Below are 22,694 nucleotides of genomic sequence, written 5' to 3'. Positions count from 1 at the left end.
GTCCACCATTCTGCTCATTGCTCAAATAGTAGATTATTGAGAATTTGGCTCGCCTTCAACGTGCTTCACGACGCCGAGGTAGATCCTGTTAACTTGTCTACCCTACTTGCGAAGAGCTCTCAGGGCCTCCTTCTCGGCTGTTGACCCCTTGACCCATTGCCACGGGGTACGTGGCTTCCGAGTCTTCGCCAGTTCTGGATTTGCCTTGGCGTCTCCGGCGGCGGCACGCAGCCGTTCGCGGGCTTCACGGGGGTCGAGTTTCAGTTCTTCGCACAGGTCTTTGAGCGTCACGATATCAGCCATGTCGGTCTCCTTCGGTTCTGATGAAGATCGATAAGACGCTGGCCGCCAGCGTGTCAGGGATAACCCCAGCGCACCTTTAGCTTTTCTAGAATTGCTGCTACCACTGATCTTGACGCAGGAGACGCACCTGCGTTGGGGCTTAGAAACCCCTCGGTGACTTAGACCGCTTCGGCGGTTGAATACCTTTGACCCTATGGTCGGGGTGCCTGTGTTATACAACAGGCCCCGGCTAAAGGCACAGGGACCGTGTCACCGCGGTTTTCTAACACCCCGATCACCAGTCAACCGCGAGGGCGCTCGCAGATCGGGGCGTTATGGGGCTTCACCTCACCGAACCAATTGAATGGGCCGATAGATCGGCATTGCCGCAGCAGGCAGGCATTTGTGTAATCTCGCGTGGAGAACCAACCAACACCGTCTACATAGGCAGGACATGGGCGGCGAAAGGGATCAGGAACCGGATACGCCAATTCCACAGATCGGCGTCGACCGGCAAGAAAGGTCATGCAGGGGGCGTCACCTTTCACGGTGTTTTCAACGGTGACACATCAGGCCTGTGGGTCTCGGTGCACCTACCTGATGGGATCGATGCAACTGACCACATTCTTCATCCATACATAGCTTACGCCGAACGGCGGCTGATTTGGGAGCATGTGGAGGTGCATGGGGCATTGCCGGTGTGCAACTCGGAATGACCTGCAACAAATCTCTAGCAGGTAGAGCTATACGCCCGCGCGGCGGCGTTGCAATGAGCCAGTACTGCCAATTCGGGCATTTTTCGATCACACCCTGCGAATACCCGCCAAACGCGCTGTGTGGCTCACTGAGGCAATGTCCCGGCCCGTCCGCCGGGTGTTTGACAGGAAGACCTGTCATCAGCACTCACGCGGCCTCTACACAGCCCCGCAGGGTTTAACCTGACCAGACTCCGCAACTGTCTTATCGAAATTTCATCAACCAATCTTACAAGGAGAAAATTGAAAATGGTCATCAGCGCGAAGTGGAGTTTCAACGGCGAGACCAAGATAATACTCGGGAACTGGCATAGGCTTTGGTGCCTGCTTTTCGGGCCGCTTTACTATTTGTTTAAGGGCATGTGGCTCTGGGCGCTGGTGTCACTGCTAACGGTCAACGGTCTTTGGATCGGGTTCCCGCTCTACAACCGATCCATCGTGTTGCGCCACTTTCACCGCAAAGGCTGGGTGCAAGAATGACCAACCACCTCGATTGCTACCCGTATGAAACCCAGCGGACAGAAACGACACCAAGCAGCAATCCGGGCTGCTTGAAAAGGTTCACAAATTCAGCTTCGGCTCGCACCCGATAGACTGATACGTAGTCACCGTGTCGCCCGGGACAGGCCCGCCGGACGCCCAATCGGGCGCTGGCGTAGGGGAGATTGGGGGAGGCATTTTTTCAACGGCGCTTGCCTCGCGGGCAGACAAGTGGTCATGCATACTTCCGAGATTTTCAGCCTCTAGCCGCTGCCTTGCACCACCCCCACTAGCCGCTGGGTCAGTTCACCTTGTTGCGTGGGATGACTTTCACGGGCAGTTTCCCTTTTTTCCGCATCTCCCGAAAATGTTCGATGTGCCGCTGGATAGTCATCGCGTGCTTGAAGGCGAGGTCGGTCGGCGTATAGGTCTCGAAACCGTGGATCGATGCGTAGACCCCGGTGACTTCGAGGAGAGCCTCGACGACATCGGTATTGGTGAGGACGACTTCTTCGCTCCCATCGACTTTGCCGCAGTCCAGTATCGCATTGTTGATTTGGGACTTTAGGCGGTTTTGCATTTTGGCGTGATTGCTCATGTAATTTCTCCATTTATTTACGGCTAGCCTCGGCGCAGACTTGCAACTGGCATCGAACTGAACCGACTTTCGGATGATCACTTGCTCAAAAATCACATACGTGTGCGAATTCTGAGCAAGTGACGGTGAGGGCATGGTTCAGGGCAGCGCCCAGACGGAGGATTTACCCTCCTTAGACTTCACCACGCCGAGTGCTTCGCCCGCGCGCCGGAGGGTCGGGAGTGATACCCCTTCCTCCTTGGCCCAGCCGTCCAGCACCTTCTTCTTGACCGGACCTTTGCGCAGTACGTTTTCCAGCCACGCGGAAGCCGTGTCGCGTTCCCGTGGCGGTCGGCCTCGTTCGGCCTCGGGAGGTGCGAGTAGTTCGCCTACCGTCAATTCAGGCTCGCAGGCGTGCCATTTCACACGGGGGTGCGAGCGTGGGTCAGTGCTCTGCATCTCGAAAACAATTGTCGGGCCCGGCTCGGCATAGTTAGATTTCGCATGGGCCACCGCGCGCAGGCGCGGGTCGTCAGGATGCGGCGCAAGGATCAGGCCCGAGCGCACACGCGCTGATATTGAAATCGATCCGATACCTTGGTGCATGGCATGGTCAGCCCGCGCCTTTCGAAGGTGCCGCACGATCAGAATCGCTGTGTCAAACTCGCGCGCCAACTGGTCAATTTGCACCATGAAATGCATGGTCTCGGTTGCCTTATTCCCGTCCGCACCTTCCTTCATGAAGGCGATGATCGGATCGATCACGACAAGGGCGGGCGTGTTTGCCGACAGTTCTTGCCGGAGCAATGCCAAACCGCGCTCGTCCAAGGAAAACGGCTCCTGCTGAAAGCGGACTTTCGAGACGTCGGCCCCGGCCTGCATAAGGCGGGGTTTCAGCACGCGCGAAGGGTCGTCCTCGGAAGACATGAACAGGACCGAACCTTTTTCGATGTCATCCACGAACGGCGGGGGCTTGCCGGTTGTCACGGCGGCAGCGATGGCACAGGTAAAGGTAGATTTCCCTTGCCCCATGTTCCCGTCGAGAACGGTCAAGGCACCTTTTACGATATAAGGATACATCGAGAATTGCGGCGTGGACTCTTCGACGTCTCCGAGCCAGCCAAAAGCCTCTTCATGTCCGGCTTCGTATTTGCCGACACTGGAGGCAATTCGCTCGACCTCATCGGTGTCGAGGGGTGGACTACACGCCGCTGCGTTGATCGCCTTCAACGCACCTGCGATGGCCGTTTCGGCCAAGCCGCGAAACCTAAGCGATCCTGCAATCTTGGTCAGCTCATTGTTGCGGCCTCCGGCCCTAAAGGCCCCGACCGCGTCGAAGTTCGCTATGCGGCTTTTGTCGCGCTTCAGCGCTCCTACGAAGCCAGCAGGCAACACCGCCAAGCGGTCCTCTCCGCGTTGCACGCGATACCGGCGACCACACTTGTGCATGCTAGGAGGGCCTACGAGGTATCCGCTGGCATTGTCCTTGATGTCTATGCCAGTAAGCGGCGCTTTCCTCTTGGGTAGGGACTCCGAGGCGCGGAAATAGTAGTGTGTTCCGCGACCGGTGCGAACTGACAGGGTGGGCGGCAGGTTCAGTGCCATGTAGGTTTCGGCACCTTCCGGGCCATCAACATCTAGCACAACCAGCCCCGGCGGAAGGATCACGCCGAAGTTGGCGAGAGGGTACTTCTTGAACGCGCGGCGGATTTTTGTGGCGTTGCTTGTGGCGCTGTGATGCCCCTTCGGAAACAAGTCCGCGATAGGGTGCTTGCCCGGACTCTTGCAATCGGCCCTGCCACACGTGCATTGGCCGTCATCATCAATGCCATGCAAGGCGATGATTTTGCCGCCATGCCGCGCCCAAGCGAGCGCGGCTTTGATAATCGAAGATGACAGCATGTCACCCTCGAAACGAAACACTTTGCGCATCCCGGTTCTCCTTTTCTGGGTGATCAGTATTCGGCGTAGTGAGTGCGAGCGCGCTCGGCGTCCCGCTCAGCTAGCCAGTCCTCGATTTCTGACAGAAGCCACGCAACTGTGGTGCCGCCAGGCCTCACACGCCGTGGAAAGCGCCCACGGAGTTCCCAGCGTAGCAAGGTTGTATTGCTGACGCGGATACCCAAGCGTCTTAGATCTTCGCGCGATGCCAGCCTTGGCGTATTCAATTCGTCCGTCATGGAATTTCCCTTTCGTCAGTTTGACTAAGGAGCCGGCTCCATGTGTGGACAACATATGACAGATCGAAACGCAGTGACATCAAAGGCGTAGCCAAGGCTGCGCGTTCGTTGCGTAGGTTTATTGGCTGCTGCGCAGTTTCGCGACCTCATCCAGGACGTTCCCTGAGAACTTGAAACTCTCGCCAAATATCTCTTTCGCGCAGGTTCTCAAAAACGCTTGGTATACGCTGCTTGGGATCGGAGTTCGATCATAGCCGCTCCGCGAGTGTTGAGCGTTCGGAAAATACCGTTCAAACACGTCGGCAATCGCGTTTGCGAAGTCGATCTTGAACTCTTGTGAAATCGCCGAGCCTTTTCGTTTTGGATCATCCAAGACCTCGAACAGATCGCGGGTGCGGTTGCTGAGTTTGGTCAATTCTTCAATGAGCGCATGTCGGTTCGGCGGAGGCGACGGCAATTTGTCGGGCCATTCAGAAAGAAGGGTAAGGTTTTCTTCGGAAAGTGCCTCGATCAATTTTTCGGCGGGATGCAAAATTGAACTCGTGATCTTTCGTTTTCTGGCGTCCGGCGTCTGCGACCCTGGCGCACCATGAATGCCGAGAGGGCTGGACATAGCCGCAATCCAAAAGACTTCGGCAATGGTGCGAAGCTCATCTGCTAGGTTTGTTCTGTCGATTTCATCATCCGCCCCACCAATGCGACACAGCACGTTGACTGTTTTTTGCGGAAAGAACTCAGGCGCTTATGGGAGTGGTCGATCCAGCCACCCCAAGTCGCGGTATTTCAGGTAGTACGGCTGATTTGGTGACTCTTTCGACATGCCCGTTCCAAAGCGCAAGCGCCTCGCGCTTTTCGTTCGCATATGAATTGACATTGTAGATTGCCGCCACACCTGAGACCACACCCGTCTTGTGGTTCAGCAATGCCTCAGTGACTGGCTGTGGAACGCCCAGCATCGCCATGTTCGTGGACATCGTGCGGCGCAGATCATGTGGGGTCCAGTGTTCGGTTTCGGCAGGCAAGGCTTTGACGAGACGTTTCTTCAATCGGCCAAACCCAGAGATCGGTGAGGTACCTTTTGTTGTGAACACATAGTCTGACCCGAGGAACCTCGGCACCCTGCGCAGCACGTCCAGCATAGCGTCGGTGATCGGGACGGTGTGCTGTCTGCCGTTTTTGGCGCGCGTCGAAGGCAGGGTCCACAGACATTTTTCGAGGTCGAGTTCCGACCATCGCATCCCGGCGACCTCGGCGCGTCTCTGGCCGCTCAGGATCAAAAGCTTCATGCAGTCCCCGAACGGATAGCCTTCGGCGTCACAGGTCGCCCACAGCGCACCAAGCTCATCGTCGGTCAGCACGCGCTCGCGTGACTTTTCCTTTGATGGCGGTTTCATCCCAGCGATGGGGTTGGCAACGATCATGCCGCGCTCGAAGCACCAGCCCATGAGGTGTTTGAGGTGGGCAAGCGCCCGGTTCGCACTCGTCGGCGCGGATTTGCGGATCAAGTCGCAGGCTTTCACGACGTCAGCACGCTTGATCTCGTCGATCCGTTCACCATGTAATGCGGTAAACTTCTCCAACAAGGCTTTCTTGCGTTTCCAGTCGCGGTTGTGAACCTTGGCGTGTTTCTCGATGTAATCGGGAATCACGTCGCCCAGTGTCGGTTTCGCATCGCACTCTATGCCGGTGTTCTGTTCAAACCTGCCCGTTTCGAGCTCATAGTGGATTTGCCGCGCTCGATCCCGCGCGTCAGTCATGGAAAACGGCCCGAATTGACCGATCGTCAATCGCTTCATTTTCCCATTTATACGTTTGTGAAAACTAAAGGTTTTGGTGCCGGATTTGTTCACACGAAGGACCAAGCCGGGAACTACTGTGTCACGATAGTCGACGCGCTTGGATGGGTCGGGCTTTCGTGTTTCGATGAACTTTGTAGTGAGTGCCTGTATCATGGAACAATGATAAGAGACCCGTAAACGCCGCGTCAGGGACAATCCTAGATGAATTGGAAGGGTCTTACTGGCTGGGTGTCAAGATAAACACCCGAAAGCAGCGGCAGAGGCTAAGGGGAAGTCAAGAACCCAAAGAGAGATCTGATGGCGTGGCGTTCACAGTTGGCGCGCAGCTTGGACGCTACATCGCGCTTCCAAAGCCTCCTCGATCACGTTCGCCACTTGAATCACCGCGTCTTTCCCCTTCATCTTGCGATTCAGAGATCATTGCCTCCGTTGTTATCAAAAGCCCCGCAACTGATGCGGCATCTTCAAGCGCAGTTCGTACCACCTTAGCCGGATCAATAATTCCCCGCTTGAACAAATCACCAAACTGGCCAATTGCAGCATCGAAGCCAAAACTGAGATCGTCAGATTGTTTGATCACATCAACAACAAAGGCATCCTCATAGCCCGCGTTTTCTGCAATCTGCCGTAAGGGTGCTTCAATTGCACGACGTACAATGTCTATTCCAGCTCTCTGATCTGCATTCGCACCTCTAACTCTATCCAAGCCTTTCGCGGCGTGAATCAGAGCAACGCCCCCACCGACAACCACGCCCTCCAGGATAGCTGCTCTTGTTGCATTCAACGCATCGTCAACGCGATCCTTTCGTTCCTTGACCTCTACTTCAGTTGCACCGCCGACCCTTATGACAGCTACTCCCCCCGCCAACTTGGCTACGCGCTCCTGCAGTTTTTCACGATCATAATCGGAGGAGGTCCCCTTTGTGCGGCGGTAACTTGATTTGCGCCTCTCCAAATTTTGCCTGTCAGATGCTAAAAAATGGAGTACCTCATTGCGTGCTTTCCAAATAAAATCTTGCAAGCCATCCAACTCTTCGACCGAGAAACCCGCCATTTGCCCGCGCGCCAAATACCCATTTGGGACCATATCAATGTCACCGGATGACCAATGATCTACCATCTCTTTAAGGAAAAACTGACGCTCTGGCGTATCGGCTAGGGCTTGCGCGAACAGGAGTTCAGGAAAATTTTTCCTGTTTTCAGGGATTGCCTGCCAAATCTCTTCGGCTGTCAAGCGTGTGGTGGTTTCCTCCTGAACGGTGCCGCCTTCAATTTCTGTTCTAATTTGGGTCACACGCCTTTCAATTTCAGCCCTGTCGCCTGCGCCATCAATGATCGTCGTCTCGTCTTTAGTTACCTCAACTTTCATCGCTGAGCCGAGCATATCTATGGTCACATGCTCGAGACTCATTCCGAGGTCTTCTGAGACAACTCGCCCCCCGGTCAGTATTGCGATGTCATGTAACATGGCTTTGCGGCGGTCTCCGAAACCCGGTGCCTTTACAGCGGCGATCTTCAAGCCACCGCGTAGCTTGTTCACAACGAGTGTGGCGAGCGCTTCACCTTCCACGTCTTCGGCGATGATCAACAGCGGCTTTTGCGAATGGATCACGGACTCGAGCAATGGGACCATCGGTTGCAGCGACGAGAGTTTCTTCTCGTGCAGCAGGATCATGCAGTCTTCGAGCTCGGTGGTCATCTTGTCGGCGTTGGTCACGAAGTACGGGCTCAGGTAGCCACGGTCGAACTGCATGCCTTCGACAACGGAGGTCTCGGTTTCGAGGCCTCTGCTCTCTTCGACAGTGATCACGCCCTCATTGCCAACTTTCTGCATCGCGTCGGCGATCTGGCGGCCGATTTCCGCTTCGCCGTTGGCCGAGATGGTTCCGACCTGAGCAACTTCGTCGCTGTCGGAGACAGGGCGCGAAGCCGCTTTGATCGCTTCCACGACAGAGGCCGTCGCGAGGTCGATACCGCGCTTGAGGTCCATCGGGTTCATGCCAGCTGCAACCGATTTCATCCCTTCCTTGACGATGGCCTGGGCCAGGACAGTGGCGGATGTCGTGCCATCGCCTGCTTCATCATTGGTGCGGCTGGCCACTTCCTTAACCATCTGAGCGCCCATGTTCTCGAACTTGTCTTCCAGTTCGATTTCCTTAGCAACCGATACGCCGTCCTTGGTGATGCGCGGGGCACCGAACGACTTGTCCAGAACCACGTTGCGGCCCTTGGGACCGAGCGTGACTTTCACTGCATCAGCAAGAATATTGACACCTCGCATGATGCGCATGCGGGCATCGGCATCAAAGACGATTTCTTTCCGGCTCATGTGCTTTGTCCCTCCAAAGCTATGAGCTGCTCAAGGCTAGCAGAACGAAAATGAAGGCGCTTCAAAAAGACCTTCAAGCTCTCGTGATTTCCAAAAACATCAAAGCCTCCTATCCCAGGTTGGTTTTCAAGCATAAGAGCTAGCGCAGAATAAACCTCGTAACATGCGGAATAATCTCTACCGTTCAGAAATACGCCAATCATTGCGCCGTCCTTCTTCGACAGAGGGCTGTTCATCACCAATTTCTTCGCTGCCATCAAAATGCTTTGGATAAAATCTGCTGAAATTCTATCGTCAGGTGCAACGCTATCACCACGAAAGATTAAACCCACAACTTCGGAAAATGGCTCATCAAAAACCCCGCTCATTGTGGCGGTGGCTACCCGAAGTTTTATCAGGCGATCTGGAGGTGGCATTCGATTTTTTATGGGCTCTGGAACAATATCTGTGGAAATTTCACTTCTTTCCCCAGCGCCAGTTTTTGTGTTGCCGGGCACAACAAGTATCGCAAAGAAATCTCTATCCATCTTTCAGCCTCGGCAGTAGTTTCCGTATATCTGTCTGAAGTGCTCCTGTCGGCTTCTTAAGTGATTGATCAATCTCAGCACAAAGTTCCTTGAGGTTGTTTAGGTGAGCCGTTATCGCATTGGAAACCCTGCTATCACTAAGAACTTTCGAAAGCTCCTCCTGCAATTTCGCACAATGACCTTGGGTCCCGGTTCGCTCAATCTGCCCTTGATTCGTATTGTGCGACAACGCCTCCATGCTTCTAGTTAAGAGATTCATTTCGCGCCGAACTACTGTTAAATCAGGAGAGAATGCGAACCATCCCTGAACAATTAGAAGCAGTGTCGCAAGACCGGCTTGCGTTGCCAGAATGGATGCCCACGTGAGAATTTCATACCCATCGACTATCGCCCAAAGAAGCAATTGCAAAAGAACCGAGGTGGCGGAATACACAATGAAAGCCGCTGCATAGCCTAGCGTATCTTCAAGATAACAAACCCTAATTTTCTTGTAGATAAGTAAGAAATTGAATGTCGCTACGAAGATCACCCAGTAACAAGGAATGCTTTCCAAGTTCTGCAAAGAGCTCTGGTAGGATGGGAATCGCGAGAAGCCTTGAACGCCGATGACCGCAAAAAGAGTCACAAGCAGTAGATCAACTTTTCTAAAGTCTCCTGACAGTCGAAACGCCAGCGAGTTTAGGCATAGTCTGTTCAAAAAATCTTGCAATGCAGTCACCTCAAATTTGCCAATTTGAAGGTGCGACCAGAAGCGGAACACGTCAACGCAGTATTTTTTGTTTGAGCAAGTTATCGAACACCACGCGATCAGTTGGCTTGAGTGCTGCGTTGACCTAAACGAGATTCTAGCATCGCTATCCGCACACGAACTTGTCGATTCTTCCGTCAGTTTGATGTTGTGCTTGCCTGCCTTGCGGCTGCGCTGGGGTATCGCTCGGGTAGCAGGAGCGGTGAGCTTGAATGTTCTGCCGTGAGATAGATCGAGACGATCTACCGAGCGCAATGCTCAAGGTTTTCAACCGGCTACGTTACGGTTTGTGCCATCCTGAAACAGTATGCGTGGATCACAAGACTAATTGAAAATCCTCGTGTCGGTGGTTCGATTCCGCCCCCGGGCACCACTTTTGCAAATGAATACAAGTAGATAGATGATTGGTCCGATGTTCGGAGCCCGATGTCATTCGCCATGGGTATCACTGGGGTATCTTTTCAGAATTCCGGCCCCAAAAGACGGTTTCTGCCTAAATCTGCTATATCTGGGTCGACCAATTCTCGCTTCTCGCACGCACTGGCCAGTACATGCCGGAAACATTTTACGCACCCGTGCAGAGGTGTCCCTGTTGTCCTTGACGTCCGTAGCGCCGAGAGCATCATGTTGAGGAGTTCTCGGCGATACGGGAATATGTCGTCCCGATCCACAAGTCCTTCAACGAGGCCTAGCACATAACGCAACCCTTCTGGTTGGCTAACGCGATCTCCGATGTCGATGAGTTCTCCGAACTTCGCCCTTCCAGCGCGTTTGCCTTCATGGTGAGATTTGACAGAGTTTGAGAAATCAGCCCGAAGGCCAACTACGCAAAGCTTTGTAAAGTCTAGAACCGCTGCAAGCCTGTCCGCATCGCTCGATTTCTCAATCAATTTCGCATGTTTGGCGAGCGGTTTACACGAAGGATCACATCATCGATAGCGTGAGAACCGATGAGCTTTGGCGCCTGTGGTCGACACACGCACATGCAGGCCGTTTACCTTCTGATCGCGCACCTCGTACCGTTTTGTGGTTGCCGGAGGCATCACGTCGAGCGATTTGGTTGTCAGTATCTGTTTCATGCAGACATCGTAAGACACCCAGAATCCCCGTGTCAGGGTATGGTTTGGAAAACTATGCAGCGTCCGGCGATAGTTTGACTGGACACAAAAAGATTAAACGAAACGCATTTCTCTAAACGTCAGCGACAGACGCCGGGATCGGGGGTGTTTCTGCCCATTCACAATATCGCTTTTGCGTGCAGGAATGGCGTGGGTCCAGACATGACGCGCCTCACCTGAAAGCACCAACAGGCTCCCAGGCTCGAGTGCCAAATTGACCTGCTGGCTGATCTTCCGGTTTTCCAGCCGCATGACGCATGACGAGAGTAAACTCAACGACGCAATCACGTCCCCGAAACATGGTCTGCAATCCACATGCGCAGATATTCCCTGACCCGGCATGTATTCGTTCACTATCACCTGATCTGGGACGGAGCCGAAATGACCAGCGTGAGCTAGTCGCTCTGCCAGATTCTGTAAGAACGGGGGAAGCGGACCGAGATAGTCTTCTTCCCGAGCTTGTCTTGCCTTGTAGTCATAGCGATAGCCGTAGTGTTGAACACGCCGTTTCAGATCGCTGCGCCAAGGCTGCGCATCGATTTTGTGCATCAGATAATCGGCTTCTTCACCTGAAATGAATTCGGCCAGGTACTTTGAGCCCGAAGGCAGATCAGGCTGAAAGAACGAAAGTTGCGAAAGCTGTGTGCTCATTTATCGCTGACTCCTCATCAGCCGTGTTCTGATGAGAATAGGCCGGATAGTCTTTGGGGTTGAAAGTATAGATGTCTGGCGTTTCAAAGCCAGTTTTCCTGACTGCGTCATCCGTCTTGAACGCGCCCTCATAGAACGGGCTGTCCACTGTTGAGATGACGACGAGGCCACTGGATTTCAGGTGGGCGCGGCTGTTTTTGAGAAAGCGCGTGACGAGTACATGATTTGGGTTTTGGCCGCAAAGCGCTTCGCGCGAGACGACATTTGGGAACTGAAAGATGATGGTGCGAAACCGACGCTGCCCGATTGCCTTCGACAAACAAGTTGCATCAACCCCGGTTTTGACCTGCGCCCCAAGTTTCAGCAACTTCGCTGCATCGTCATATGCTGTGTCGCCCAGGTCAGCCTCATCTCGTAGACCGTTGCGAGAAGCGATGAAGGCGACACACCCTCAAGGCGCGCCAAGGCCAACGCAAAGCTGAAACTACCTTCGCCGACAAACAACGCTCTGCCAAGGTGAACGCGGGCAGCGAAGTCGAACTTTGGCCGCGCCTTATTGAGCTTCTTCTGCTCAACGGCTGGAGCATTGCGACCTACGGCGTTCTGAACTGCATCAAGCAACGAAGCTCCTCGGAATTCATACGTCACGACCAACACCCCCTGCAAGTTTGAGACAAATCGAATGTACTGAAGTTGGGTTAACAGGTGATTCATCTGGTGTTCGCTCGTTGTGCTGGGTGCCACATGGGGCCCACAACGCTTGCAGTGGCGGGAAGAGATGAAGGCGACACCCCCTTCGAGGCGCCAAAACTACGCTGACCGCTCCCGCAAAGGGCGCGGTCAGAGCGCTTGGTCGGTCATCAAAGGCCCTTGTCCTGGCCAGCGTCGCTTTTTAGACTCGCTTCGGCTTCTATCTCAACACGGTACCCACCTATCAGGCTGGCGACGACAATCAGGGTGTTTGCAGGCTTGATCGCGCCAAAAACGCGCCCATGCGCCAGGGAGACCGCTTCAACGTCGGCTTCGTCCACAATATAGATGCGCGTCCGCACCACGTCTTCGGCGGTAGCGCCCAAAGCCGCGAGAGCCGCCAGGATTTTGTCGAGCACGTAGGTTGTTTGCGCCTCTGCGTCTGCGCTTGCGACGATGCGGTCTGCACCTGCGGTGGCGGTCGTCCCGGACACAAGGATGCGGTTCCCGATCTGCTGCGCACGCGCATAGCCAGCGATGTCTTCCCACTTTGATCCGCTCAACACCTGTTTGCCATCTGTGCGGTGCGGGCTCTGCGTGGCGGTGTGGGGCAGCGGTATCGTCTCAAGGTGGTGGGTCAAATCGCCTGACGCGGTCAGAAACGGCGGGCGGCGGTATTCATCGCCACAATCGCCCGGTACGCCCGTTGTGTTGTCAAAGGCCTCTGCCAGCCGGGCCTGATCGTCTGCATCCAGTGCGAATGAGAACAGGCGCAGGTTGTCATCTGTGTGAACCCGTTCGCCCAGGCGCGCGCCGACAATTGCGCCTGCAACGGCGGGATGGTCCAGCACCCAGCGCGTCGCGACGTTTGAGATCGAGACATCATGCTTCTTTGCGATTGCATCGGCGGCAGAGAGGATGCTTTGAAAACCGGCCCACCCACCGGTCACATCGATGAAACGTTTGTATTTCATCTTGGACCAGTCGGTAATCTCGGACGGCTCAGCTTGGCCCAGCCAGCGTTCGGACAGGAACCCGCCGCACAGCGTCCCATAGGCCAGAAGCCGGACGTTGGTGCGAGCGCAGAGGTCGGACAGTTGATGGGCGGCCCGGCGGTCCACAAGCGAGAATGAGACCTGATTGGTCATGAGCGGCACGCCGTCGGACAGGGCAACTTGGAGATGCGCGGCATCGAAGTTGGTGACGCCGATCTCTGCGATCAGCCCCTCCTCGCGCAAGCGGGCGAGTTCATGCAAGGCCTCTAGCCATGCGGGGTGCTGAAAGCTCCACCAGTGAAACTGCAGCAGATCCACGCGATCAACACCCAGCCGGCGCAGGCGTTCTTCGACGCCTGCACGCACCACATCCGCTGTCATCGGACCGGGAGGGGGGCACCATTTGGTGAAGGCCAGCGCGCGGGGGGCCACACCGCGTGCCAACAGGTTTCCAGCGATGATTTCGGCACTGCCGTAGTGATCTGCCATGTCGAAGGTGTCAAAGCCGTGACGGGCATAGGCCGCCAGCCAGTCCCCACCCGTTTGGGGGTCGATTGTCTCGCCGTCCTTTTCGATGTCTGCCACCTGCCAGAGGCCGGTCACGACACGTGAGATGTTCAAATTCTCCGACAGTTGAAAGCGGTCTGGGTGGCGGTGATCTGTCATGAAGGCTCCCGTCTCTCGGCGGCCTCGGACGAATGGCACTTGAGCACTGCGCCATATCCGATAACCTTGGCCAGATAAGACCAAGCGTTGGCGGCAGTCCAGCGGAAAGGACGGGGATGGAAGAGGACAAGGAGGGTGCGGGGTTCTGGCTCTATGACCTGAAGGTGGAGACCGTCCTTGACGGTCGTACACCGGTCTGTCGTCATATTGAAGGCGAGAGTTTTCGGGTCGAGGGAGAGACCTTGGTCTTCGATCCCGGCACCCGGATATCGATGTACGCCCTGACTGCGTTGATGCCGCTCTTGCCCGCCAAACAGCGCATGACCGATCCCAACGACTGGATCAGCACGGATGCCGAGGTGGCCTGCCCCGATCCGCATTGCGGCGGTCGTTTTCGGATCACACGCCTTGAAAAGCGCTGGTTTACACATGCCGGAACGACCGGGCAGCCCGATGCCCGGGGAACACCTTATTGGCAGGAGGACAACGCGTGACTGCGGAAACAGCAGACCTGCGCTCGGGCTATGCCATCTCGCGGGTGATCAAAGGCGGTTGGCAACTGGCGGGCGATCATGGTCCGGTGGACCGGGCCGAGGCTGTTCACGATATGGAAGCCTTTCTGGACGCCGGCATCACGACCTTTGATTGCGCCGACATTTATGTGGGCGTCGAAGAGATGATCGGCGATTTCATCGGTGATCTGCGACGTCGGCGCGGCGCCGGTGTTGCGAATTCGGTCAAGGTGCATACGAAACTGGTGCCGGACTTGGGCCTGCTGGAGAACATCGAGCCTGATCAGGTCGAGGCGATCATAGATCGTTCGCTGAAACGCCTGCAGGTGGAGCAGCTTGATTTGGTGCAATTCTACTGGTGGGATTTGACCATGGGCGATCCGCTGGTCGGGCTGGAGGTGCTGAAACGCTGTCAGGAGAAGGGCAAACTGGCGCATCTGGGCGTGACAAATTGGGACATCGCCGAGACGCAGCCGTTCCTCGACGCGGGCTTCGACATTGTCTCGACGCAGGTGCAGTATTCGATCTTGGACCGGCGGCCCGAGAGTGGCCTCACAGCTTGGGCCGGTGCGCATAACATACAGCTTCTGTGCTACGGCACCTTGGCGGGCGGGTTCCTGACAGAGCGCTGGCTGGGCGCGCCGGATCCCGGCTTTGCCTTCGAGAACCGGAGCCTGATCAAGTACCGGTTGATCATCGACGAATTTGGCCCGTGGGAGGTATTTCAACAGCTACTTACAGTGCTGAAATCGGTTGGGGACAAGCATGGCGTGTCGCTGTCAACCGTCGCAACACGTTGGGTGCTGGACCAGCCGCAAGTGGCCGCTGCCATTGTCGGCGCGCGTTATGCACGGCACCTGCCGCAGACGTTGGAGGTTTTCGGCTTTGCGCTGGATGCCGATGATCAAACAGCAATTGACGCGGTGCTGCGGGACGCCCCCGGGCCGCAAGGTCCGGTGTTCGGTCTGGAACGTGACAGGGGCGGGCGGCACGGGCGGATCATGAAATATAACCTCAACACGCGCCCTGACGACAAGGTTCTGGGGAGTGGATGAGCTGATCCTCGCGACCGAGGACCTGAGCCTCAGCTTTGGCCCCGTGAAGGCCGTTGATACAGTTTCCCTCAAGGTGCGGCGTGGCACCATCACCGGGCTGATCGGGCCAAATGGTGCGGGCAAATCGACGCTCTTTAACCTGCTGACCGGGGCATTGAAGCCGGATACCGGGGTGGTGCGACTTGAAGAGCAGGATATCACGGGCATGTCTCCTGATCGGCTCTTTGCGCTTGGGCTGGGCCGGACCTTTCAGATCCCACGACCTTTCGCACGGATGAGCGTGCTGGAAAACGTAATGCTGGCCCCGATGGGTCAGATTGGCGAGCACATCGCCGGACCCTTCCTGTTTCGAGGGCGGATGCGGGCGCAGGAACGTCTTATTCGGGACAAGGCGCTGGACGTGCTGAATTTCGTGACACTGGGCCCTTTGGCCGACCATCCTGCGGGCCAGATATCCGGCGGGCAGATGAAGCTGTTGGAACTGGCCCGCGTTCTGATGGGCGACCCGAAACTGATACTGCTCGATGAACCGGCGGCGGGGGTGAACCCGGTGCTGACCGAGACCTTGATCGGCAAGATCGAAGAGCTGAACCGGCAGGGCACGACCTTCGTCATCATCGAGCACGACATGGATTTTGTCATGCGCCACTGCGACCCGGTCATCGCGCTGGCAGAAGGTCGCGTGATCTTTGAAGGCTCCAGTGACGCGGCCCTGGCCAATCCGGTTCTGCTGGATGCCTATCTGGGGGCAACGGCAGATGGCTGAGGCGATCTTGCAGGCCACGGCGATCACGGCGGGTTATGTGCCCGATCTGCCCATTTTGCGCGATGTGTCCCTGACCGTGCGACCTGCACAGATTACCCTGATCATAGGACCAAACGGGGCGGGCAAATCGACGCTCATCAAGGCGATTGCGGGGCTGCTGCCCGTTAGCAGTGGCCAGATCCGTTTTCAAGGCAGCGACATCACCGGCATCCGCACAGACCAACTCTCGGCCCAAGGCATCGCCTATGTACCCCAGACGGATAACATCTTTCGCAGCCTGACGATCCGGCAGAACCTTGACCTCGCGTTGCGGCGGGCCGGTGGTCAGGCCCCGACCCGGTTGGCGCAGCTTTTTGAACAATTCCCTGCACTTGCCGCCAAGCACGGCGATAAGGCGGGAACCTTGTCGGGCGGCCAGCGCCAGTTTCTGGCAATTGCCATGGCGCTGGCCACTGCCCCGAAACTGATCCTGATGGACGAGCCCTCCGCGGGCCTGTCCCCAAAGGCCACACAAGAGGTGCTGGAGCATGCCCGCACGCTGACAACCCAAGGTGTGTCGATTCTGCTGGTCGAGCAGAACGTCAACCAGGCGCTGCGTCTTGCGGATCATTGCTTCATCCTGGCAGAGGGGCGCAACCAGCTGGATGGACCGGCAGAAGACCTGCGCGACAACAAGATCGTTGGCGATATCTATCTTGGCAATCGACGGATGGGGGTCGCATGATCCAGCATCTGCTCGACGGCATCCTGACCGGGTCCTACCTGTCGCTCGGCGCAATTGGCTTGACGCTGGTGATGCATATCCTGCGGTTTGCGAATTTCTCACATGCCGAGCTTTTGTCGCTGGGAGCTTACGCCGCGCTGGTCTGCGATGCGCTGGTCTCGGGCCTGGCGCCTTTCCTTGCGGTGAAGCTGGCGCCGCTCTCGCTGACGGGGTCGCTGATCCTGGCGATCCTTGTTTCAATGGTTCTGACCGGGCTGTCGGCCCTGCTGATTGACCGGCTGGTGTTCAAACGCGTGCGTGAAAAAGGGCAGGAGCTCTCGATGGTCTTTGCCAGTTTCGGCATGGCGCTGATCATGCGCAACGTCATCGGGTTGATCTTTGGGCTTAGCCCCGAGCTTTATTCCCGCGACATCGCCTTTGCCACGATCCTCAGCCGCGATCCGCTGATCCTGGTCAAGCCCGATCAGGTCTTTGTGCTGGGTGCAGCGCTGCTGCTGATGTTTGCGCTGCACCTGGTCCTGTCGCGCACGACGTTCGGCTACGCCCTGCGGGCCGTGGCGGAAAACCCTTCGCTTGCACAGGTCAACGGGGTGAACCTGCAGCGGACCATCATGGCGGTCTGGCTGATTGGCGGCGGGCTGGCCGCTGTCGCGGGGGTGTTTTACGGCATCAGCCACCAGCTGATCCCGGTCATGGGGCGCGATCTGGTGCTGCCGATCTTTGCCGCGACGATCGTGGGGGGCATCGGCAGCGTCTATGGTGCGGTACTCGGTGGGTTCATCGTCGGCATCGCGGGCAATCTGGCGCTGCTCATACTACCCTCGGGCTACACGCCCTCGGTGCCGTTCCTGATGATCCTTGCGGTCTTGATGATCCGACCGCATGGGCTGTTCGGCGAGGCCCGCGCGTGATCGGTGTCATCTCATACCTCGTGTTCTTCGCCACCACCGCCTCGATCCTGGCGATTGCGGTTCTGGGGCTGAACCTGCAATGGGGCAATACGGGGCTCTTCAATGGCGGGGTCGTCGCCTTCTTTGGCGCAGGGGCCTACGCGACGCTGATCCTGGGCGGAACCGCACAGGCGGGCCATCTGGGTGGCTATGGTATCTTCTATCCGCTGGCGCTTTTGGGCGGCATGGTGGTGGCGGGTCTGATGGCGTGGATCGTGGGGCTGCTGACGCTGCGGCTGCGACACGACTATCTCGCGATTGCGACCTTTGGCGTTGCCGTCGCCTTTGAGAACCTGATGCGCAATGCTGAATGGCTGGCGGGGGGCGCGAAGGGCGTGCGCGGGTTCGAGCGGCCGCTGCGCACAGCCCTTGGGGATGGGTTCATCTACAATCTGGCCTTCTTTGCCGTTGTTCTGCTGATCTTGATCCTCACCTATCTGTTCCTGCAGCGTATCGTCGTCTCGCCCTTCGGACGCCTGTTGCGTGCGATCCGCGAGGATGAAGAGGCCGCACAGTCGCTTGGCAAGAACCCTGCACGTATTCGTCTCATCGCCTTCATCACCGGGTCCGTCATCCTGGGACTTGCAGGGGGCCTCTACGGCACCTTCTACGCTTTTGTCAGTCCACAAGACGTTCTGCCGACGCTCACATTCCAGATTTGGGCGATGCTGATCGTTGGCGGCGCGGGCAACAACCGCGGTGCGATCTTTGGCGCGTTTCTGATCTGGGGCGCGTGGACGGCATCGGGCTGGGCGTTGTCACGCTTTGCGCCCGTCGAGGTACAGCTTTACACTGGCTCCGTTCAATTCATACTGATCGGATCGGTGATCGTCGGCATGCTGATGTGGCGGCCCCAAGGGTTTCTGCCAGAGCATCTTGTCGTATCACACAAGGGAAAAACCAAAAGAAAACAACAGGGAGAGTATTGAATATGTCCATTATCAGAGTTTCAAGAGCCTCGATTGGCCTCGCACTCGGCCTCAGCGCCATGTCCGGTGCTGCCTATGCGCAGGACTGCACCACCAAGATTGGCGCAGTATTGCCCACCTCGGTCGACTGGGGTCGCCCGATTGCTGAGACCGCACAGTTTGCCGTCGATCAGGTCAATGCAGCAGGCGGTGCCGCAGGTTGCCAGATCGAAATGGTCCTGCGCGATACCCAGGTTGATCCGAAAGTCGGTGTCGATGCCGCGAAAGCTCTCGTGGATCTGGAAGGTGTGAAGGTGCTCTTGGGCGCTGTCTCGTCCGGTGTGTCCATGCCGATCCTGACCTCCGTCACCGTTCCAAGCGGTGTGATGCAGATGTCGTGCTGTTCGTCGTCGACCGCCTTCACCGGCCTGTCGGAAGAGGGCAAAACGAACGGGCTGTGGTACCGCACCTTTGCCACCACGGGCGTGCAGTCTGCGGTCGGGGCGAAAGTTGCCGCGGACAAGGGCTATAAATCCATCGCCATTCTCTACAAGAACGACGACTGGGGTCAGGACATGGCCCGCCTGATCGCGGCGGACTTTGCCGCCGTGGGGGTGGAGGTCACGGCCTCTGTTGCGATCAACGATGCGCAGCCCAACTATCGCGCCGAAGTTACCGATGCGCTGTCAGGCCAGCCCGAAGCGCTCTATCTTGCGCTCTATCCCGCAGAGGGGACGGCGGCGGTGCGTGAATGGCTGTCGCTTGGCGGAACGCAGAACATGATCCTCGCCAACTCCCTGAAATCGGATGAGTTCCGGGACAATGTCGGCCTGCAGTATCTTGGCTCGGCGCTTGGCACGGACACCGCTTCGCCGCGCTCGGAAAGTGCCGATGCATTCCGCGCCGCGTACCAGGACCGCTTTGAGGCAGAACCCAACGGCCCCGGTCTTGCCAACAGCTATGATGCGGCCATGCTGGCGCTTCTGGCGATGGAGGCTGCGGGCAAGGACGCATCCGGCGCGGATGTGGCAGCCGCCATGTCCCGCGTGACCGACCCGGCCGGGACGCCGGTGAGCGCTGACACGGCTGGGTTTGTAGCGGCAAAGGAAGTGCTTGCTGGTGGTGGCACGGTGATGTTCCAAGGGGCCACCGGTGATGTGCGATTTGATGAGAACGGCGACGTCTCCGCTCCGGCGGTTATCTGGTCCTTCTCCGAAAGCGGCACGGAGGAGATCGAGTACATTCCGCTGAGCGACGTTGACGCTTTCATTGCGTCACTCAAATAGCTTGCGTCACGACAGGCTGTATATGCCTTGATATAGTCCGATGGCCGCCCGGTATGGGCGGCCTCTTTGTTTGGGGCCCGTCCTTGTAGAGTTTGTCGGCAGCAAGTGCGTCAATGGCAGGCGTATCGGCAACCTGCGGAAACAGTGCGTGGGCCAGTTTCAGGCGAACGGGAATGCTCCTTTCGCCATTGTCAGCAACACGCAGGCAGTCCACGAGTGCGTCAGTTCCTATCATGCCCGCCAATTCTTACGTACCTAGGTCAAGAACCTTGCAGTGAGCGGAAAACAGGAGGCTTTTCGGGATTCAAGGCACGTGGCTCTTTCTAAACAGACGGAAGCGGTTCTTGAGCAGCAACTGCCGCCAGACGAGATAGTCCGTAAAATATCCCGTATGCCCACCGAACCCTACCGGCTGATTATCCACACCGGTTTCAGGGTCGTTGGTGTTCTGGTCGGGCAGGGTTGGATCGTGCAGAAAATCGATTGTCGTGCCGACAAAGTCGTCTTTGCGGTAGATGTTGTGCCACTTGAAGTCTGGCAGGATGTCCGCGCGCGTGATCCAGAAGCTGGCCGAAAAGTATTGGAGATAAATATGCGTAACCGGTGCACCCATGGTGATGAGGTGTTTTTCGCCGGTAATTTTTTTGATCTTCTCCATCAGCCCGGTTTTCGCGGCCTGGTCCTTGCGGAGATTGCGGGTTGCGACAACGGTGCCCTGCGAATGTGCAAAGATGGTCAGGTGTTGGGGGTTTTCAGTCTCCAGCATGTAGCCGACCACCCGTGAGAAACGCGCCTCAATCCGTGCGCGCTGAGGATAGTTGTTCTCCAGAGTGTCGGTAAAATTGCACCGATCGCGTATCGAGTAGGCGATGATATCCCGGGCAATGCCAAGAGCCGAGCCGACAAATTCACTGAAGTAGTAGATCAGAGCCGCCACACCGAGAACACCCATGAGAATGGTGCCATAGTATGTGTCCAGAACCTGGGTCCAAGGAATGGCGACATCACAAAGATACGAACCTAGACTGCATTGTGCGGGATCACCTGCGCCACCAAATAGCAGGATTAGCACACCCAACATCAAAAGCAGGCTCGAAGCAATGAAAGCAATGTCGAGGAGCAGGTTCAGGATCAACCGTTCTACGAATAGCTTTCTCAGAAGTGAACCGGTGGTGTTCCTAAGTATCCGCCGGAAAAAGACCACGAGGCCGATCGTTCCTAGGATCACCACCAATGCGATCGCGGCGAAACCTAGGGTGCCAAGCGCCTGATCGAGATGATCATTAAAGATTCTTTCCAGAAGAAACGGTCTTGGCGGTCCCGCGGCCTCCATGTCCCGGGCCTGGAATGTCATGACCGTTTTTGTGGATTGCTCGACCAGTTTTTGCAAACCCACCCAGAAGGCGGAACTGAAGATCATCCACAAGACAAGCATTGCCGCGCTGACGCCGGGGTAGATCAGCTGTCGCAGATTGGCGCCGGTGGCACGATCCTTTACTACCGCGTTGCCTGCGCTGTGGTCACGCTGGCGGATCTTCATCAACAGCCAGTTGATGAAGCGTTGGACAAATCCGATGAGAACACCGACGATCATCAGAAAGGAAAGCGCAATAGTCGTGATCCAGACTGCTCCCAATCCCTGAACCGTGACAGAGATAAAGCAGGAGACGTAGAACAGATCACCGGTGCCCGCAGGTGTCCCACCGCAAATGCTGGTCCCGAGCACAGAGTTCGACAACAACGCGGCGATGATTGTCAGCACCCCGAGAAAGGCGAGACCCCGCCAGAAGAGCCGCAGAAGATATGTGCTGCAATAGGCCGTCGATTGCATCACTATCCCCGCCAGGAAAGTGAAAGCCCCCATTAGAACCAGCAGGTTTTGCGGTGTCATCTTGCCTGTCGTGCTCAATGGCTGGACGATATCAACAAGGAGGAAACCGGCGCCGATCAGCAAAAGCGCGTTCAGCGGCGCAATCAACACGTAGAACAACCACGTGAAGGCATGAACGGTTAACTTGCCGAACCTGCCGGCCTTGGCCGGGTTGTTGTGGACGTTGTCGAGTGCAAGATACCCGAGGCCAAGGATCAACCTGAGCAAATCGACAAAGGTCCAGATAGGCCCCTTTGGCGCGGGCGAGAGATCCGCCCAATAGACTTCGGCAAATACGGTTTCGTCGATGTCCTGAGTGCTGTCCGCAGGTCTCGAGTCCACACGCCGGATGTGACAGGGAAAGAGCTTCAGGTTGCGGTTTTCTTCGCTGTGGTCCGTTTCGGCCAGCGAAATTTCGGACGAGGAGATTTTACCGTGCTTCGGATCGGTAGCGGCATGTCGCGTGATCGCGGCTGTCGACAATGCATCAACAGTTTCTCCCGCAACCTGTTCTCCAATGCCGTGCACGACGATAACGAGATGCTTGTTCAAAATGACGCCTTCAAAGAACCTAAAATATGATCCCAAAGTATCAGAAAACCTGAGCGCTCGGTAGAATTTTTCTGGTGGTGCGCGGTGCAACGATCATGGCGCATGCGATGTGCAACAGGTCTTCAGTGTCCGACTGACGGCAGACTAGAGTCATTGGGTCCCTAGCAGTATTGCACCTGCATTTTTGTCTTGCCGCAGATGCTGGATATTCTGCGACCCTTTGTGTCAGGGCGGACAAAGCGTCGGGAAACAGACGACTGAGTGTTGCCCCTGA

23 protein-coding genes are annotated in these 22,694 nt (G+C 56.6%); 8 read left to right on the top strand and 15 right to left on the bottom strand.

What is annotated here, in order from left to right:
* Nucleotides 1-102: 102 nt before the first annotated feature.
* On the bottom strand, nucleotides 103-303 hold the full coding sequence (locus tag Q1A07_RS05000; RefSeq protein ID WP_299778376.1) for a hypothetical protein: 201 nt from the start codon (nucleotides 301-303) through the stop codon (nucleotides 103-105).
* 983 nt (nucleotides 304-1,286) lie between these two features.
* On the opposite strand from Q1A07_RS05000, the gene Q1A07_RS04995 reads away from it, so the two are divergent.
* Nucleotides 1,287-1,517, top strand: coding sequence for a hypothetical protein (locus Q1A07_RS04995; protein ID WP_299778374.1), 231 nt, complete (start codon nucleotides 1,287-1,289; stop codon nucleotides 1,515-1,517).
* 301 nt (nucleotides 1,518-1,818) lie between these two features.
* Here Q1A07_RS04995 and Q1A07_RS04990 read toward each other — a convergent pair whose 3' ends face one another.
* From Q1A07_RS04990 to Q1A07_RS04930, 13 genes are all read right to left on the bottom strand, one after another.
* Nucleotides 1,819-2,115: a hypothetical protein gene (locus Q1A07_RS04990; protein WP_299778372.1), complete on the bottom strand. Its 297-nt coding sequence runs from the start codon at nucleotides 2,113-2,115 to the stop codon at nucleotides 1,819-1,821.
* A gap of 138 nt (nucleotides 2,116-2,253) precedes the next feature.
* Nucleotides 2,254-4,026 carry a bifunctional DNA primase/polymerase gene (locus tag Q1A07_RS04985; protein ID WP_299778370.1) on the bottom strand — a complete coding sequence of 591 codons (1,773 nt, stop codon included), beginning with the start codon at nucleotides 4,024-4,026 and terminating at the stop codon, nucleotides 2,254-2,256.
* Nucleotides 4,027-4,049: 23 nt separating this feature from the next.
* Complete coding sequence (locus Q1A07_RS04980; RefSeq protein WP_299778369.1) at nucleotides 4,050-4,274, bottom strand: AlpA family transcriptional regulator; 225 nt, start codon at nucleotides 4,272-4,274, stop codon at nucleotides 4,050-4,052.
* A gap of 118 nt (nucleotides 4,275-4,392) precedes the next feature.
* Nucleotides 4,393-4,983, bottom strand: coding sequence for a hypothetical protein (locus tag Q1A07_RS04975; protein WP_299778367.1), 591 nt, complete (start codon nucleotides 4,981-4,983; stop codon nucleotides 4,393-4,395).
* A gap of 25 nt (nucleotides 4,984-5,008) precedes the next feature.
* Complete coding sequence (locus Q1A07_RS04970) at nucleotides 5,009-6,226, bottom strand: site-specific integrase (protein ID WP_299778365.1); 1,218 nt, start codon at nucleotides 6,224-6,226, stop codon at nucleotides 5,009-5,011.
* A gap of 181 nt (nucleotides 6,227-6,407) precedes the next feature.
* Nucleotides 6,408-8,402 carry a chaperonin GroEL gene (locus tag Q1A07_RS04965; RefSeq protein WP_299778363.1) on the bottom strand — a complete coding sequence of 665 codons (1,995 nt, stop codon included), beginning with the start codon at nucleotides 8,400-8,402 and terminating at the stop codon, nucleotides 6,408-6,410.
* Nucleotides 8,399-8,929, bottom strand: coding sequence for a hypothetical protein (locus tag Q1A07_RS04960; protein WP_299778361.1), 531 nt, complete (start codon nucleotides 8,927-8,929; stop codon nucleotides 8,399-8,401). Before Q1A07_RS04960 ends, Q1A07_RS04965 begins: the two co-directional genes overlap by 4 nt.
* A complete protein-coding gene (locus tag Q1A07_RS04955; protein ID WP_299778359.1) occupies nucleotides 8,922-9,689 on the bottom strand; it encodes a hypothetical protein in 768 nt (255 codons plus the stop codon). The genes Q1A07_RS04960 and Q1A07_RS04955 overlap by 8 nt, the downstream gene beginning before the upstream one ends.
* A 917-nt stretch (nucleotides 9,690-10,606) precedes the next feature.
* Nucleotides 10,607-10,756 (bottom strand): hypothetical protein, encoded by a 150-nt coding sequence (locus Q1A07_RS04950; RefSeq protein WP_299778357.1) that lies wholly within the window; start codon nucleotides 10,754-10,756, stop codon nucleotides 10,607-10,609.
* A gap of 93 nt (nucleotides 10,757-10,849) precedes the next feature.
* Nucleotides 10,850-11,446 (bottom strand): alpha-ketoglutarate-dependent dioxygenase AlkB, encoded by a 597-nt coding sequence (locus Q1A07_RS04945; RefSeq protein ID WP_299778355.1) that lies wholly within the window; start codon nucleotides 11,444-11,446, stop codon nucleotides 10,850-10,852.
* Complete coding sequence (locus tag Q1A07_RS04940; RefSeq protein ID WP_299778354.1) at nucleotides 11,406-11,813, bottom strand: Rossmann-like fold-containing protein; 408 nt, start codon at nucleotides 11,811-11,813, stop codon at nucleotides 11,406-11,408. Before Q1A07_RS04940 ends, Q1A07_RS04945 begins: the two co-directional genes overlap by 41 nt.
* Nucleotides 11,807-12,160, bottom strand: a complete 354-nt coding sequence (locus Q1A07_RS04935; RefSeq protein WP_299778352.1) for a Rossmann-like fold-containing protein — start codon at nucleotides 12,158-12,160, stop codon at nucleotides 11,807-11,809. Before Q1A07_RS04935 ends, Q1A07_RS04940 begins: the two co-directional genes overlap by 7 nt.
* Nucleotides 12,161-12,306: 146 nt before the next feature.
* A complete protein-coding gene (locus Q1A07_RS04930; protein ID WP_299778350.1) occupies nucleotides 12,307-13,797 on the bottom strand; it encodes an aldo/keto reductase in 1,491 nt (496 codons plus the stop codon).
* 116 nt (nucleotides 13,798-13,913) lie between these two features.
* Here Q1A07_RS04930 and Q1A07_RS04925 point away from each other — a divergent pair, with 116 nt between their 5' ends.
* Genes Q1A07_RS04925 through Q1A07_RS04895 form a run of 7 tightly spaced genes read left to right on the top strand, consistent with a single transcriptional unit; the run spans nucleotide 13,914 to nucleotide 19,998 of the window.
* Entirely contained in the window at nucleotides 13,914-14,291 is a 378-nt protein-coding gene (locus tag Q1A07_RS04925) for a TIGR04076 family protein (RefSeq protein ID WP_299778348.1), read from the top strand.
* Nucleotides 14,288-15,364, top strand: coding sequence for an aldo/keto reductase (locus Q1A07_RS04920; RefSeq protein WP_299778346.1), 1,077 nt, complete (start codon nucleotides 14,288-14,290; stop codon nucleotides 15,362-15,364). The genes Q1A07_RS04925 and Q1A07_RS04920 overlap by 4 nt, the downstream gene beginning before the upstream one ends.
* The gene (locus Q1A07_RS04915; RefSeq protein WP_299778344.1) at nucleotides 15,357-16,130 is read left to right on the top strand and encodes an ABC transporter ATP-binding protein; all 774 of its coding nucleotides are present in this window, start codon (nucleotides 15,357-15,359) and stop codon (nucleotides 16,128-16,130) included. The genes Q1A07_RS04920 and Q1A07_RS04915 overlap by 8 nt, the downstream gene beginning before the upstream one ends.
* Nucleotides 16,123-16,854: an ABC transporter ATP-binding protein gene (locus Q1A07_RS04910; RefSeq protein WP_299778342.1), complete on the top strand. Its 732-nt coding sequence runs from the start codon at nucleotides 16,123-16,125 to the stop codon at nucleotides 16,852-16,854. The genes Q1A07_RS04915 and Q1A07_RS04910 overlap by 8 nt, the downstream gene beginning before the upstream one ends.
* Nucleotides 16,851-17,765, top strand: a complete 915-nt coding sequence (locus tag Q1A07_RS04905) for a branched-chain amino acid ABC transporter permease (RefSeq protein WP_299778340.1) — start codon at nucleotides 16,851-16,853, stop codon at nucleotides 17,763-17,765. Before Q1A07_RS04910 ends, Q1A07_RS04905 begins: the two co-directional genes overlap by 4 nt.
* Nucleotides 17,762-18,733 (top strand): branched-chain amino acid ABC transporter permease, encoded by a 972-nt coding sequence (locus Q1A07_RS04900; RefSeq protein ID WP_299778338.1) that lies wholly within the window; start codon nucleotides 17,762-17,764, stop codon nucleotides 18,731-18,733. The genes Q1A07_RS04905 and Q1A07_RS04900 overlap by 4 nt, the downstream gene beginning before the upstream one ends.
* 2 nt (nucleotides 18,734-18,735) lie before the next feature.
* Nucleotides 18,736-19,998 carry an ABC transporter substrate-binding protein gene (locus Q1A07_RS04895; protein WP_299778336.1) on the top strand — a complete coding sequence of 421 codons (1,263 nt, stop codon included), beginning with the start codon at nucleotides 18,736-18,738 and terminating at the stop codon, nucleotides 19,996-19,998.
* 304 nt (nucleotides 19,999-20,302) lie between these two features.
* Here Q1A07_RS04895 and Q1A07_RS04890 read toward each other — a convergent pair whose 3' ends face one another.
* Nucleotides 20,303-22,510: a hypothetical protein gene (locus Q1A07_RS04890; protein ID WP_299778334.1), complete on the bottom strand. Its 2,208-nt coding sequence runs from the start codon at nucleotides 22,508-22,510 to the stop codon at nucleotides 20,303-20,305.
* Nucleotides 22,511-22,694: the final 184 nt, after the last annotated feature.

This window comes from uncultured Roseobacter sp., assembly GCF_947492555.1.
Classification (GTDB): domain Bacteria; phylum Pseudomonadota; class Alphaproteobacteria; order Rhodobacterales; family Rhodobacteraceae; genus Roseobacter.
Note: the sequence above shows the minus strand (reverse complement) of the source record. Positions and strands in the feature narration are given on the sequence as shown.